This is a genomic window from Streptomyces sp. NPDC058231 (assembly GCF_042882275.1).
Lineage (GTDB): Bacteria > Actinomycetota > Actinomycetes > Streptomycetales > Streptomycetaceae > Streptomyces.
Genome location: NZ_JBHVWN010000026.1, coordinates 61,620 through 75,835 on the forward strand (window position 1 = coordinate 61,620; position 14,216 = coordinate 75,835).

The 14,216-nt window shown below is 72.7% G+C and carries 12 protein-coding genes and 1 pseudogene; 10 read left to right on the forward strand and 3 right to left on the reverse strand.

Annotated elements, in window-relative coordinates:
- Window positions 1–41 precede the first annotated feature (41 nt).
- On the reverse strand, window positions 42–1,244 hold the full coding sequence (locus tag ACFVXE_RS19280) for an amino acid deaminase/aldolase (protein WP_389672440.1): 1,203 nt from the start codon (window positions 1,242–1,244) through the stop codon (window positions 42–44).
- A 501-nt stretch (window positions 1,245–1,745) separates the two neighbouring features.
- On the opposite strand from ACFVXE_RS19280, the gene ACFVXE_RS19285 reads away from it, so the two are divergent.
- Both ACFVXE_RS19285 and mycP read left to right on the forward strand, forming a co-directional pair.
- Window positions 1,746–2,642 (forward strand): hypothetical protein, encoded by an 897-nt coding sequence (locus ACFVXE_RS19285; protein ID WP_389672490.1) that lies wholly within the window; start codon window positions 1,746–1,748, stop codon window positions 2,640–2,642.
- Window positions 2,639–3,841: a type VII secretion-associated serine protease mycosin gene (gene mycP / locus ACFVXE_RS19290; protein WP_389672442.1), complete on the forward strand. Its 1,203-nt coding sequence runs from the start codon at window positions 2,639–2,641 to the stop codon at window positions 3,839–3,841. The genes ACFVXE_RS19285 and mycP overlap by 4 nt, the downstream gene beginning before the upstream one ends.
- Window positions 3,842–3,877: 36 nt before the next feature.
- Here the strand turns inward: mycP and ACFVXE_RS19295 are convergent, their stop codons facing one another.
- Complete coding sequence (locus ACFVXE_RS19295; RefSeq protein ID WP_389672444.1) at window positions 3,878–4,786, reverse strand: serine hydrolase; 909 nt, start codon at window positions 4,784–4,786, stop codon at window positions 3,878–3,880.
- Window positions 4,787–4,872: 86 nt separating this feature from the next.
- On the opposite strand from ACFVXE_RS19295, the pseudogene ACFVXE_RS19300 reads away from it, so the two are divergent.
- A pseudogene (locus ACFVXE_RS19300) lies at window positions 4,873–5,598 on the forward strand (SseB family protein); the annotation flags it as partial.
- Window positions 5,599–5,684: 86 nt separating this feature from the next.
- Here ACFVXE_RS19300 and ACFVXE_RS19305 read toward each other — a convergent pair.
- The gene (locus ACFVXE_RS19305; protein ID WP_389672445.1) at window positions 5,685–6,047 is read right to left on the reverse strand and encodes a DUF1844 domain-containing protein; all 363 of its coding nucleotides are present in this window, start codon (window positions 6,045–6,047) and stop codon (window positions 5,685–5,687) included.
- Window positions 6,048–6,389: 342 nt separating this feature from the next.
- Between ACFVXE_RS19305 and infC the strand changes: the two genes are divergently transcribed.
- The 7 genes from infC to pheT all read left to right on the forward strand — a co-directional run bounded on the left by infC (window position 6,390) and on the right by pheT (window position 13,957).
- Window positions 6,390–7,100, forward strand: coding sequence for a translation initiation factor IF-3 (gene infC / locus ACFVXE_RS19310; protein ID WP_389672447.1), 711 nt, complete (start codon window positions 6,390–6,392; stop codon window positions 7,098–7,100).
- Between the two features lie 119 nt (window positions 7,101–7,219).
- Window positions 7,220–7,414 (forward strand): 50S ribosomal protein L35, encoded by a 195-nt coding sequence (gene rpmI, locus ACFVXE_RS19315; protein ID WP_030918579.1) that lies wholly within the window; start codon window positions 7,220–7,222, stop codon window positions 7,412–7,414.
- Between the two features lie 106 nt (window positions 7,415–7,520).
- On the forward strand, window positions 7,521–7,904 hold the full coding sequence (rplT, locus tag ACFVXE_RS19320) for a 50S ribosomal protein L20 (RefSeq protein WP_389672449.1): 384 nt from the start codon (window positions 7,521–7,523) through the stop codon (window positions 7,902–7,904).
- 116 nt (window positions 7,905–8,020) lie between these two features.
- The gene (locus ACFVXE_RS19325; RefSeq protein WP_389672450.1) at window positions 8,021–8,863 is read left to right on the forward strand and encodes a TrmH family RNA methyltransferase; all 843 of its coding nucleotides are present in this window, start codon (window positions 8,021–8,023) and stop codon (window positions 8,861–8,863) included.
- A 143-nt stretch (window positions 8,864–9,006) separates the two neighbouring features.
- Window positions 9,007–10,188 (forward strand): ATP-binding protein, encoded by a 1,182-nt coding sequence (locus tag ACFVXE_RS19330; RefSeq protein ID WP_389672452.1) that lies wholly within the window; start codon window positions 9,007–9,009, stop codon window positions 10,186–10,188.
- A 116-nt stretch (window positions 10,189–10,304) separates the two neighbouring features.
- Window positions 10,305–11,444 (forward strand): phenylalanine--tRNA ligase subunit alpha, encoded by a 1,140-nt coding sequence (gene pheS, locus ACFVXE_RS19335; protein WP_389672453.1) that lies wholly within the window; start codon window positions 10,305–10,307, stop codon window positions 11,442–11,444.
- The gene (gene pheT, locus ACFVXE_RS19340; protein WP_389672455.1) at window positions 11,444–13,957 is read left to right on the forward strand and encodes a phenylalanine--tRNA ligase subunit beta; all 2,514 of its coding nucleotides are present in this window, start codon (window positions 11,444–11,446) and stop codon (window positions 13,955–13,957) included. Before pheS ends, pheT begins: the two co-directional genes overlap by 1 nt.
- The last annotated feature ends 259 nt before the right edge of the window (window positions 13,958–14,216 follow it).

The window sequence follows — 14,216 nt, forward strand, 5'->3', positions numbered from 1 at the left end:
CGTGGTCCGGCGGCCGCCCCGGCCCGGCCGGAGGCATCAGGTCAGAGGAAGGTCCGCCCCTCGCCGCGGTACGTCGGCACCGTCGCCGTCACGCGGTCGCCCTCGATCAGCTGCAGCTCGTCGAACCGCTCGCACAGCTCCCCGGCCTTCGCGTGCCGGAACCACACCTTGTCGCCGATCAGCAGATCGTCGGCAGGGGCGCCGAGCAGGGGTGTCTGGACCTCGCCCGGACCCTCCTGCGGGTCGTAGCGCAGCCCCTCCGGGAGGTACGGGACGGGCAGCCGGTCCGCACCCGCGGCGCCCGACGCCGGATAGCCGCCGCCGAGCACCGTCACCACACCCACGCCCGGCCGCCGCACCACGGGCTGCGCGAACAGCGCCGCCGGACGGGCCGTGAACGAGGTGTAGTTGTCGAAGAGCCGCGGTACGTAGAGCCCCGATCCGGCCGCGATCTCGGTCACCGCCGACTCCGCCGCGGTGTGCTGCACGCTGCCGGTACCGCCGCCGTTCACGAACTCCAGGTCCGGCGCCACCGCGCGCACCGCCCGGACCACCTCGGCCCGCCGGACCGCCAGCTCCCTGCGCGCCACCGTCTGCATCAGCCGCACCGCCCGGGAGCGCAGCGGCCGGCCGTCGACCGCGTCCCCGACCCCGGCGACGTGCCCCTCGTACGCCATCAGCCCGACCAGCCGGAAACCCGGCCTGCGGACCACCGAGCGCGCCAGCTCGGCCAGCTGCGCGGGGGAGCGCAGCGGGGAGCGCAGCGCCCCGATCCTGACCCGGCCGCCGAGCAGTTGCAGTGAGGTGTCCAGCTCCAGGCAGACCCGGATCTCCTCCTGGCCCCCGGCCCGCGCCGCGTCGATCAACTGCAGCTGCGCAAGGTCGTCCACCATCACGGTCACGGCGGCGGCCAGCTTCGGATCGCCGGCCAGCTCGGCGTAGGCGGACCGGTCGGCCGACGGATAGGCCAGCAGCACGTCGCCGAACCCGGCCCGGGCCAGCCACAGCGACTCGGCCAGCGTGAACGACATGATCCCGGCGAAGCCGGGCCGCGCGAGCACCCGCTCCAGCAGGGCCCGGCACCGTACCGATTTGCTCGCCACCCGGATCGGCTTCCCGGCGGCACGGCGGACGAGGTCGTCGGCGTTGGCGTCGAAGGCGTCCAGATCGACGACGGCGATCGGCGCGTCGAGATGGGCGGTGGCCCGGTTGTAACGGGACCGGTCAGCGGCACGGGCAGTCATGGCCGCAGCTTGCCAGACGCCTCAATCACTGGGTAGAGGGGCGATCCGGGCAGATCCCCCGGGGTACGTCGCCCGGCTCCCACCCGGCCCCTCCGAGCCCGTAGAGTGACACCACGCGGCGACCAACGGGCCTGCCTGTGAAGGTGATCCGCGAGCGGTACGGAACGTGGACCAGGGGGGCGGATGAGTACCGAGGCGCAGCGCGCTCCCGTGCCGCCCCGCCCGACGGTGCCGCCCCGCCCCGCAGCGCCCCCGGGCGAACCGGGGCAGGCCGTCGACCCGAGGATCCCGGTTCAGGCCGCACCCCCCGCGCCCAGGACGGACCCGGAGCCGCAGACCGGCCCGAACCCGGGTCCGGCACCGAACCCGGCGCCGGAGCAGAAGCCCGTGGAGACGACCACGCGGCTCCGTCCCGTGCCTCCGGCCTCCGCCACGCCACCGCTCCCGCCGCGTCCCGCCGCGCCGCCGCACGCCGCGACCCGCCGGCGGCCGGTCGGAGCCGTGGAACTCACTCCGCCGCCCGGTGCCGCACCGCTCCCGCCGCACCCGCGCTTCCACGTCCCGCTGCCGCACGCCCACCGGCCGTACCCCGGACCCGAGACGCCTGCCGAGACCACCACCCGGCTGCGCCCCGTCCGCACCCGCCACCCCGCCAGAACCGCCGCCGCCGCGGTCTGCGTCGTGCTCGGGCTCGGGCTGATCGGCGGTGCGGTCACCGGCAGCTACCTCACCGGCGACTCCTCGGCCGACGCCGGCGCCCGCGACGCGTACGCCGCCGGCCGCGACGCCTGGCGCGACGTCCCCGTGGACACCCTCTTCCCGCGCACCCTCAAGGGGGAGGGCGCGGGACCCGGCGGCGCGGACCGGGTCTGGACCCGGGTCGCCGTCGCCCCGGACAGCGGCTGCGCCACCGCTCTCGATCCGCTGCTCCTCAAGACGCTCCGCCCGGTCGGCTGCGAGCGGCTGCTGCGCGCCACCTACACCGATGCCACGTCCAGCAGCGTCACCACGGTCGGGATGGTCTTCACCGAGGGCGGCATGGAGGAGATGCGGGCGTTGAGCACCAGATTCACCGACCAGCACCTCGACTCGCGCACCGACCTCATGCCCCGCGCGTACGCCGTCAAGGACACCGTCGCCGCCGGGTTCGGCGACAAGCAGCGCGCCAGCTGGACGGTCCACGTACTGACCGAGGTGCCGGTCGTCGTCTTCGCCGTCTCGGGGTTCGCCGACGGGCGCACCGTCGGCGACCCGCAGCCCGTCGCAGAGGCGGTGGCCGCGGACGCCGCCACGGCCGCCGCCCAGGCGGGCCTGGGCCACGAGGCCAAGGGCATCGCCGACCGGATCGAGCGCGGCCTGCGCCGGACCGTGACCGACCTCTCGGAGAAGCCGCGATGAGCACCCGTCACCGCCGACGCGCACTCGGCGCGCTCTGCGCCGCCACCGCGTTCGCCCTGCTCCCCGCGGTACCCGCGCGCGCCGACACGATCCGGCCGCAGCAGTGGGGCCTCCAGGCGCTCCACACCGACCGGGCCTGGCAGACCACCAGGGGCAAGGGGATCACCGTGGCCGTCGTCGACACCGGGGTCGACGGCAGCCTTCCGGACCTGGCGGGGCAGGTGCTGCCCGGCAAGGACATGATCGGCTTCGGTGCCCGGCGCGGCGACCGTTCGTGGGCCCGGCACGGCACCGCCATGGCCGGCATCATCGCCGGCCGCGGCCACGGCGTCGGCCGCGGCGACGGAGTGCTCGGCATCGCCCCCGACGCCAAGATCCTCCCGGTACGGGTGATCCTCGAAGCCTCCGACCCGTCCCGCGCCAAGGCCCGCGAGTCCCGCGGTACGGCGCTGGCCGACGGCATCCGCTGGGCCGCCGACCACGGCGCCGACGTCATCAACCTCTCGCTCGGTGACGACAGCGCGTCCGCGCACCCCGAGGGCGACGAGGACGCCGCCGTCCAGTACGCGCTGAAGAAGGGCGCGGTCGTCGTGGCGTCGGCGGGCAACGGGGGCGAGAAGGGCGACCACATCTCGTACCCCGCCGCCTACCCCGGGGTGATCGCGGTCGCCGCCGTCGACCGGTACGGCACCCACGCGTCGTTCTCGACCCGCCGCTGGTACGCCACCGTCAGCGCGCCGGGGGTCGACATAGTCGTCCCCGCCCCGGACCACCACTACTACGTCGAGTGGGGCACCTCGGCCGCCTCCGCGTTCGTCTCCGGTGCGGTGGCCCTCGTCCGGGCAGCCCACCCGGGCCTGTCGCCGGCCCAGATCAAGAAGCTCCTCACGGACACCGCCCGCAGCTCGCCCGAGGGCGGGCGCGACGACTCCCGGGGCTACGGGACCGTCGATCCGGCCGCGGCGATCGAGGAGGGCGGCAGGCTCCGGCCGGCCGGTCTGCGGGCCGATTCGGCCCGGGCCGACGGCTCCGCGGAGGCCGGCTACCACAAGCAGTACTTCGGGCCCGGCCCCGCCCCGCAGCACCGGGACGACGCCCCTGCGGGATGGCTGGCCCCCGTCGCGGGCGGCCTCGGAGCCGTACTGCTGGCGCTGGCCGTGCTGCTGTGGCGCGACAGGAAGCCCTTCGCGCGCCGCTGAGGCCGGGCCGTCACCCGGTGGCGGCCGGAGCGCGGCTCATCCGGCATCCGCCAGCACCCCGACGGCTGCCTTCGCGACCTTCTCCACGCGCCGGATGCCGGCCGCCATCGTCGGTTGCCCGGAGGAGAGCACCGCCACCAGGTAGGTGCGCCCGGCCGCCTTCACCCGTCCGATGCTGTTGATGTCCCACAGGCCGGTGGAGCTCCGTGGCATCCAGCCGTTCTTCAGCGCCCAGTCGCCGCCCGCGGCCGACACTCCCCAGTGCTGTCCGGCGGACACCTGCCCCATCAGCCCCTGCAGATAGGCGCGGGAGTCCGCGGTCAGCTCCGACTCCGTGCCGAACACCGTCCTCAGCAGCGTCAGCTGGTCCGCCGATGTGGTGCGCGTCAGCCCCCACGCGGTCGCGGCGGTCGTCCCGGTCAGTCCGAACCGCCGGTTGGCCGCGTCGAGCGCGGACGCCCCGCCGATCACCCGCATGAGTGCGGTCGCCGCGTCGTTGTCGCTGTTCTCGATCATGGTGACGGCCCGGCCGCGCTCGTAGGCGGTCAGCTTCCGTCCGTCGTCCTGCGCCTGGAGCAGCAGTGTCGCGAGGATGTCGACCTTCACGATGCTCGCGGTGGCGTACGTCTGCTTCCCGTACACCGCACCGGTCCCGCTGTCGCTGTCCAGCACCGCGACCGACACGTCGGAGTCGCCGGCCAGCGGCGCCACCGCCGCTGCCAGCTCCGCGTCCAGATCCACCTCGGGCTCCTCGCTCGTCACGGCCGGGTCCGGCGAGGCCGCGGCCGGCGACGTGGACGCCGCCGACGATACGGAGGCCACGGAACGGTGCGCCGGATCCGGGGACCGGCCCGCCAGACACATGCCTCCCGCGGCCGTACCGGCCAGGATCACCGCCGTCACTGATGCGGACAGCGCGGACGTACGTATCTTCGTCAGGGGCATGGGCCCGACGCTAGGAAGGGCGCCTGGCAGAGGGCTGTGGTCCACCTGAGGGCTTGATGGGAAACCGCACCGACTACGCTCGCCCTGTGGCGCAGAAGAACATTCCGGACCCCGGTTACTCCGACGACGACGGCGCGGCCGATCCCGCACTGACCGCGGCACTCGCCGCCTGGGCCGAGGACCGGACAGCCGTCGGCCCGGTCCTCGAAGCGCTCAGGGGCGCCCGGCTCCTGGTCCCCGTCGTCGCCGTCCTCGGCGAGGTGGAGGAGGACGAGAACGGCCTGCGGCGCGAGAAGACCAGCGACATGGCCGTGCCCACCCTCCAGGCGGGTGACCGCCGCGCACTGCCCGCCTTCACCTCGACCGCCTCGCTGGCCCGCTGGGACCCGCAGGCCCGTCCCGTCGCCGTACCGCTGCACCAGGCGCTGCAAGCGGCCGCGCACGAGAAGGCGGACACGGTGGTGATCGACCTGGCCGGCCCCGTCGCCTACGAACTGACCGGCTCCGCGCTGCTGGCTCTCGCCGAGGGGCGCACCAGCGCCGATCCGCTGGACGACCCGGCGGTCGTCTCCGCGGTACGGGACGCGGTCGCCGCCGAGCCCTCGGTCGTGCGGGCCCACCTCGTCCCCGGCCGGTCCGGCGGCACCCTCGCCCTGGTCATGGCACCCGGTGCGGCCCCCGCCGAGGCGGCCCGCCGGGTCGCGGAGTCACTGGCCGCCGACGAGGTGCTGCGGGGCCGCCTGGTACACGGCCTGGACCTGGCGCTGCTGCCGTCCGACGCCCCCCCCCCGGGTGCGCCGCTGTTCGACCGCGCCCCGTGTGAGCGTACGAACGCGACGAGCCCCCGCCCTTCCGGGCGGGGGCTCGTCGCGTTCGGCAGGGGGCGGGAGGCGGCGGCTCAGCCGAAGACCGGTCCGGTGTACTTCTCACCCGGGCCCTGGCCCGGCTCGTCCGGCACCATCGACGCCTCGCGGAACGCGAGCTGCAGCGACTTCAGCCCGTCCCGCAGCGGCGCCGCGTGGAAGGAGCTGATCTCCGTGGTGCTCGCGTCGAGCAGGCCGGCCAGCGCGTGGACCAGCTTGCGGGCCTCGTCGAGGTCCTTGTGCTTGTCGCCGTCCTCGGTCAGGCCGAGCTTCACGGCGGCCGCGCTCATCAGGTTGACGGCGACCGTCACGATCACCTCGACCGCGGGGACCTCCGCGATGTCGCGGGCCATGTCGTCGAAGCCGGGGGTTTCACTGCTGGGGGTCGCGTCACTCATGCGCCATACGATATGCCCACGCGGACGGCGTCCCGTCTGCGGGAGCGGCGTGCGGCAGCTGGTTAGCGCCCGCCCCGGTGAGCTGCTAACCTTGTGTAACGACCGGCTGGGCAGCTATGTGCCCGGCCCACAAGTGGAGGCTCCGATCTCCCACCTGACCGTCCTCCGGGACGGCAGGTCACCGGTCAGGTGGCGCCCATCGTTCCGTACGGACGATGGAGCCGCCCGATGCGCCCCGCGACAGACCGCGGCGGTGTTCCGGTTTTTCAGGAGCCCCGCCTGTGTCCCGTCCGGGGCATTTTTCATGCACTGGTGCGGTTGGTCTCACGAAACAGACGTTACGTGGCTGTCCGCCAGACGGCCGCGTGGTGCTACCGAGGAGGATCCATCAGCGCCGAGCCCCGCATCAACGACCGGATTCGCGTTCCCGAGGTGCGACTTGTCGGTCCCAGCGGCGAGCAGGTCGGGATTGTTCCGCTTGCCAAGGCCCTGGAACTCGCACAGGAGTACGACCTCGACCTGGTCGAGGTGGCGGCGACCGCCCGTCCGCCCGTGTGCAAGCTCATGGACTACGGGAAGTTCAAGTACGAGTCGGCCATGAAGGCCCGTGAGGCGCGCAAGAACCAGGCGCACACGGTCATCAAGGAGATGAAGCTCCGGCCGAAGATCGACCCGCACGACTATGACACCAAGAAGGGTCACGTCGTCCGGTTCCTCAAGCAGGGCGACAAGGTCAAGATCACGATCATGTTCCGTGGTCGTGAGCAGTCCCGCCCCGAACTGGGCTTCCGTCTGCTCCAGCGTCTCGCTTCGGACGTCGAGGAACTCGGCTTCATCGAGTCGAACCCGAAGCAGGACGGCCGGAACATGATCATGGTTCTGGGCCCGCACAAGAAGAAGACCGAAGCCATGGCCGAGGCCCGTGAGGCCCAGGCCGCCCGCAAGGCGGAGCGTCAGGGCTACACCCCCGACGCCGAGGCTGCGGAAGAGGCTGCCGAGGCTCCGGCCGAAGCGCAGCCCGAGGCTTCGGACGAGACACCTTCCGAGGCGTGACCTCAGGGTCGCCATCCAGGCGGCCCCGGGTCCCCCCGGAATCCCCACCAAGATCTGACGCCCCTGTTGTCCGGTGCTCGCACCGCGAGGGGCGCCACTTACGAGGAGAGAACGGCGCGATGCCGAAGAACAAGACGCACAGCGGTGCCAGCAAGCGCTTCAAGATCACCGGCTCCGGCAAGGTGCTCCGTGAGAAGGCCGGCAAGCGCCACCTGCTCGAGCACAAGTCGTCCAAGAAGACCCGCTCGCTGACCGGCACGGTCGTCGTGGCTCCGGCCGACGCCAAGAAGATCAAGAAGCTTCTCGGCAAGTGAGGTCCGGCCCCCGGTGAGCCCGGGGGCACGACCTCGATCACACCGGGACCAATTCGTTTCCGGGCCGTGTGAGTCCAACCACGGCCCCGCTACAAGGAGTTAACAAGTGGCACGCGTCAAGCGGGCAGTCAACGCCCACAAGAAGCGCCGGGCGATCCTCGAGGCCGCCAGCGGTTACCGCGGTCAGCGTTCGCGCCTGTACCGCAAGGCCAAGGAGCAGGTCACCCACTCCCTGGTCTACAACTACAACGACCGCAAGAAGCGCAAGGGCGACTTCCGTCAGCTGTGGATCCAGCGCATCAACGCCGCTGCCCGCCAGAACGGCATGACGTACAACCGCCTCATCCAGGGTCTGAAGGCCGCCAACATCGAGGTGGACCGCAAGATCCTGGCCGAGCTCGCGGTCAACGACACCAACGCGTTCGCCGCCCTCGTCGAGGTTGCCCAGAAGGCCCTCCCGAGCGACGTCAACGCCCCGAAGGCCGCCTGATCCAGGCCGCACTTCTTGGCTTTTGAGCCGGACCCGCAGGCGCTCGTCGTCTGCGGGTCCGGTGCGTTGCACGACCTGTTCCGTACCTCCGCACGCAGAGAGGCCCGCCGCCGACCATGGGCACCCCCGAACTGATCTCCCCGCGATCGCCGCGCGTCGCCGCAGCCCGGCGCCTGGCCAGGCGCAATTTCCGCGGCAAGGAGCGACGGTTCATCGCCGAGGGGCCGCAGGCCGTGCGTGAGGCGGCCGAGCACCGGGGCAGCGACGGCGAGCCGACCCTGCTGGAGCTCTTCGCCACCGTCGAGGCGGCCGAGCGGTACACCGGCATCATCGACGCCGCCCACGCGGCCGGTGCCCGGGTGCACCTCGCGGACGGCGACACGCTCGCCGACGTGTCGCAGACCGTCACCCCGCAGGGACTGATCGGCGTCTGCCGGTTCCTCGACTCGCCGTTCGAGACCATCCTCGCCGCGAAGCCCACCCTGGTCGCCGTCCTCGCGAACGTACGCGACCCCGGGAACGCCGGTACGGTGCTGCGCTGCGCCGACGCCGCGGGCGCCGACGCCGTCGTCCTCACCGACGCCTCCGTCGACCTGTACAACCCCAAGTCCGTGCGCGCGTCCGTCGGTTCGCTCTTCCATCTGCCGGTCGCCGTGGGCGTACCGGTCGAGCGGGCCGTGCAGGGGCTGCGGGACGCGGGCGTACGGATCCTCGCCGCCGACGGTGCGGGGGACGACGACCTCGACGACGAGCTGGACGCGGGCACCATGGGCGGCCCGACCGCCTGGGTGTTCGGCAACGAGGCGTGGGGGCTGCCCGAGGAGACCCGGGCGCTGGCCGACGCCGTCGTACGGGTCCCGATCCACGGCAAGGCGGAGAGCCTCAACCTCGCCACCGCGGCGGCCGTCTGCCTGTACGCCTCCGCGCGCGCCCAGCGCCCCCGCCGCACCACCGGCTGACCGCCCGCGCCCGGGCCCCGCGCCACGTCGACCGGCGCATCGCAGCAGTGCGCCCCCACGGGGTGTCGCTCCGTCACCGGCGACTAGTAGGGTGACGAACTCGGGGGCCCACTGCACCGGTTCGAGAGGTGGGGTACGGGAGTATGTCTGTCGGCATGAGCAGGCCGCGCGAGACACGAGCGGCCGTCACGCGCGCCGACCGGGGCCCGGACGGCACGGGCGTACAGGCCCACGACGGCGGTCCCGGCGCCGAGGGAACCGCCGCGGACCCTGTCATCGCCGTCGACCCGGACGATCTCCCCGACGGCCTCGTGATCGCCGACGAGCAGGGCACCGTCGTCTGCTTCAACTCCGCGGCCGCCCGGATCACCGCCGTGCCCAGGACCGCCGCGCTGGGCCGGCCGCTGGAACTCGCGCTGCCGCTGGAGGACCTCAAAGGCCGCCGCTGGTGGACCCTGACCGACCCGTACGGCGGCCTCGCCACCCGGATCGGCCAGCCGGAGCGGAACCTGCTGCTCCCCGGCGGTCGCGAGGTGCTCGTCTCCGCCCGGTACGTACGCGAGCACCCGACCGGTCCCGTACGCCGGCTGGTGGTCACGCTGCGCGGCACCGAGGCCCGCCGCCGCACCGAGCGCAGCCATGCCGAGCTGATCGCGACCGTCGCCCATGAACTGCGCTCCCCGCTGACCTCCGTGAAGGGGTTCACGGCGACCCTGCTGGCCAAGTGGGAACGGTTCACCGACGACCAGAAACGGCTGATGCTGGAGACGGTCGACGCCGATGCCGACCGGGTCACCCGGCTCATCGCCGAGCTGCTCGACATCTCCCGGATCGACTCGGGGCGGCTGGAGCTGCGCCGCCAGCCCGTCGACCTCTCCGCCGCCGTCGAACGTCACATCCAGGCCCTCACCGCGAACGGCCAGGCGCCCGACCGCTTCCTCGTCCGCACCCGGCAGCCGCTGCCCGCGGTGTGGGCCGATCCGGACAAGGTCGACCAGGTACTGGGCAATCTGCTGGAAAACGCGGTGCGTCACGGCGAGGGAACCGTCACCATCGAGGTCGCGCCCGCACCATCGAAGAGCGACGAGAAGGGAACAGCCGTCACCGTGAGCGACGAAGGGCCCGGCATTCCCGAGGAGTCGATGGGCCGTGTCTTCACCCGTTTCTGGCGGGGGAGCAAGCGCGGCGGCACCGGGCTGGGCCTCTACATCGTCAAGGGCATCGTCGAGGCGCACGGCGGCACGATCACGGTCGGCCGGGGCCCCGGCGGCGGCGCCGAATTCCGATTTATTCTGCCTGTGGGAGCTCCGGCCTACCTGGCTTGAGCAGCCCGCGGGCTTCCTCCGCCCCTCGTGGCCTTTAGACTCGACCTTTGGCACCTTTGCGTCCTCCAGTCGTCGAGCGGGGCCGCGCCATCAGCCAATCGGAAGCACGGGAAGAGATGTCGGCACCGAACAAGTCGTACGACCCAGTCGAGGTCGAGGCACTGAAACCGGAAGAGATCGAGCGCATGCGGGACGAGGCGTTCGCCGCCTTCGCTGCCGCGGGCGACCTCGACGCGCTCGCCCAGGCGAAGACCGCGCACACCGGTGGTACCTCGCCCCTGTCCCTCGCCAACCGGGAGATCGGCGCGCTGCCGCCCCAGGCCAAGGCCGAGGCGGGCAAGCGCGTGGGCCAGGCCCGCGGCGCCGTGAGCAAGGCCCTCGCCGCCCGTCAGGCGGAGCTGGAGGCCGAGCGGGACGCCCGGGTGCTGGTCGAGGAGGCGGTGGACGTCACGCTGCCGTACGACCGCGCCCAGGCCGGTGCCCGCCACCCGCTGACGACCATCATGGAGCGTGTCGCGGACGTCTTCGTGGCCATGGGCTACGAGATCGCGGAGGGCCCCGAGGCCGAGGCGGAGTGGTTCAACTTCGACGCCCTGAACTTCGTGCCCGACCATCCGGCCCGGCAGATGCAGGACACCTTCTTCGTCCAGGGCACCACCGCCGACGGGAAGCCGACCACGGGTGACGAGTCCGGCGTCGTGCTGCGCACGCACACCTCGCCGGTCCAGGCCCGCACCCTGCTCGACCGCGAGCCGCCCGTCTACGTGGTCTGCCCGGGGCGGGTCTACCGCACCGACGAGCTCGACGCGACGCACACCCCGGTCTTCCACCAGATCGAGCTGCTCGCCGTCGACGAGGGCCTCACCATGGCCGACCTCAAGGGCACCCTCGACCACATGGTCCAGGCGCTCTTCGGCCCGGACATGAAGACCCGGCTGCGGCCGAACTTCTTCCCGTTCACCGAGCCGTCCGCCGAGATGGACATGGTCTGCTACGTCTGCCGCGGCGCGTCCGTCGGCAACCCGGACCGCCCCTGCCGCACCTGCGGCAGCGAGGGCTGGATCGAACTCGGCGGCTGCGGCATGGTCAACCCCAAGGTGCTCATCGCCTGCGGCGTCGACCCCCAGAAGTACAGCGGATTCGCCTTCGGGTTCGGCATCGAACGGATGCTGATGTTCCGCCACAACGTCGAAGACATGCGAGACATGGTCGAGGGTGACATCCGGTTCACCCGGCCGTTCGGGATGGAGATCTGATGCGCGTCCCGCTTTCCTGGCTGCGGGAGTACGTCGACCTGCCGGCGACGGAGACCGGCCGAGACGTACAGGCCAAGCTCGTCGCCGTCGGACTCGAGGTCGAGACCGTCGAGCAGATCGGCGCCGGGCTCAAGGGCCCCCTGGTCGTCGGACAGGTACTGACCATCGAGGAGCTGGAGGGTTTCAAGAAGCCCATCCGCTTCTGCACCGTCGACGTCGGCTTCGCCAACGGCACCGGTGAGCCGCAGGAGATCGTCTGCGGAGCCCGTAACTTCGCCGTCGGCGACAAGGTCGTCGTGGTGCTCCCGGGCGCCGTCCTGCCCGGCGACTTCGCGATCGCCGCGCGCAAGACGTACGGCCGGACCTCGCACGGCATGATCTGCTCCACCGACGAGCTCGGCATGGGCGACGACGGCACGCACGGCATCATCGTGCTGCCGCCGGAGCACGAGGTCGGCACCGACGCGATCGAGCTGCTCCAGCTCGTCGACGAGGTCCTCGACATCGCCGTCACACCCGACCGCGGCTACTGCCTCTCCATGCGCGGTGTCGCCCGTGAGACCGCCATCGCGTACGGGCTGCCGCTGCGCGACCCGGCGCTCCTCGACGTCCCCGCGCCGAACGCGTTCGGTTACCCGGTGAAGGTCGCCGACCCGATCGGCTGCGACAGGTTCACCGCGCGCACCGTGGTCGGCCTGGACTCCGAGGCGCGCTCCCCGATCTGGATGCAGCGCAGGCTGCAGAAGGCCGGGATGCGCCCGATCTCGCTCGCCGTCGACATCACCAACTACGTGATGCTGGAGCTCGGCCAGCCGCTGCACGCCTACGACCGCACCCGTGTCGACGGGCCGATCGGGGTGCGCCGCGCCCAGCAGGGCGAGAAGCTCACCACGCTCGACGGCACGGTCCGGGTCCTGGACGCCGAGGACCTGGTCATCACCGACAACCGCGGCCCGATCGGCCTCGCGGGTGTCATGGGCGGTGCCAACACGGAGATCGCCGACGTCCAGAACGGTGAGATCAGCACCACCGAGGTCGTCATCGAGGCCGCGCACTTCGACGCGATCTCGATCGCCCGTACCGCGCGCCGCCACAAGCTGTCCTCCGAGGCGTCCAAGCGCTTCGAGCGCGGCGTGGACCCGCAGGCCGCGGCCGCGGCCGCGCAGCGCACCGTCGACCTGCTGGTGCTGCTCGCGGGCGGCACCGCCGAGGCCGGTGTCACCGAGGTCACCGCTCCGTCCGGACCCCGGACCATCACGATGCCCGCGGACCACCCGGACCGCGTCGCCGGTGTCGCGTACGGCCGCGAGACGGTCGTACGCCGGCTCCAGCAGGTCGGCTGCGACGTCTACGGCCAGGACGAGCTCCTGGTCACGGTGGCGTCCTGGCGGCCCGACCTGAGCGAGCCGAACGACCTCGCCGAAGAGGTCATCCGGCTGGAGGGTTACGAGAACCTCCCGTCGACCCTGCCGACGCCGCCGTCCGGGCGCGGACTCACCGACCGCCAGCGGCTGCACCGCCGGATCGGCCGGGCGCTCGCCGGAGCCGGCTACGTCGAGGCGTTGAACTACCCGTTCATCGGCGACGCGGTCCTCGACCAGCTGGGGCTGGACGCCGACGACGCACGCCGCCGTACGGTCAAGCTCGTCAACCCGCTCTCCGACGAGGAGCCGGCGCTGCGCACCACGCTGCTGCCGGGTCTGCTCGGCGCGCTGCGACGCAACGACGGCCGCGGCAGCCACGACCTCGCGCTCTTCGAGACGGGCCTGGTCTTCCGGCCCACCGGCGACGAGACCAAGGCCGTGCGGCTGCCCGTCGACCGTCGTCCCACCGACGACGAGATCGCCGGACTGAACGCCGCGCTGCCGCGTCAGCCGCGCCGCGCCGCGGTCGTCCTGGCGGGCGCCCGTGAGCAGGCCGGCTGGTGGGGCAAGGGCCGCCCGGCCGACTGGGCCGACTCCGTCGAGGCCGCTCGTGCCGTCGCGCGCGAGGCCGGCGTGGAGCTGACCGTCCGCAACGACCAGCACGCACCGTGGCACCCCGGCCGCTGCGCCGCGCTGTACGTCACGGTGAACGGCGAGGAGACCCTCTTCGGGCACGCCGGTGAGCTGCACCCGCGCGTGATCAAGGAGCTTCACCTCCCGGAGCGGACCTGCGCCATGGAGGTCGAGCTCGACGTCCTGGAGCAGGCCGTGGACGGGGCGCTCCAGGCGCCGCGGATCTCCACCTTCCCGGTGGCGACGCAGGACGTCGCGCTGATCGTCGAGCAGGACGTGCCCGCCGCCGAGGTGGAGCAGGCACTGCGCGCCGGCGCGGGTGAACTCCTCGAATCGCTGCGGCTGTTCGACGTCTTCACCGGCGAGCAGATCGGCGAGGGCAAGAAGTCCCTGGCGTACGCACTGCGGTTCCGGGCCCCGGACCGCACGCTGACCGTCGACGAGGCCACGGCGGCCCGCGACGCGGCGGTCGCACTGGCCGCGGAGCGTACCGGCGCGGTGCTGCGCGGAGCGTAGGGCGCCTACGGCTGCCGAAGGTGAGGAGGGGGCGTATCCGGACTACCGGATACGCCCCCTCCTCGTGTGCTCGCCGAACGGCGGGGGACCGCACACACGGGCCCCGGCCCGGCCCGGGGGAACCCGGGTCCGGTCCGGCCCCGCAGCCACCCTCCGATCAGTGGGCAGTGGGCCGTGCGGTCCGGCGTCGTCCGCGCTGCCACGGAGTGTCGGGCAGGTCGGCAGAGCGAACGACGCGGGTGCGGGTCGTCAACTGTAC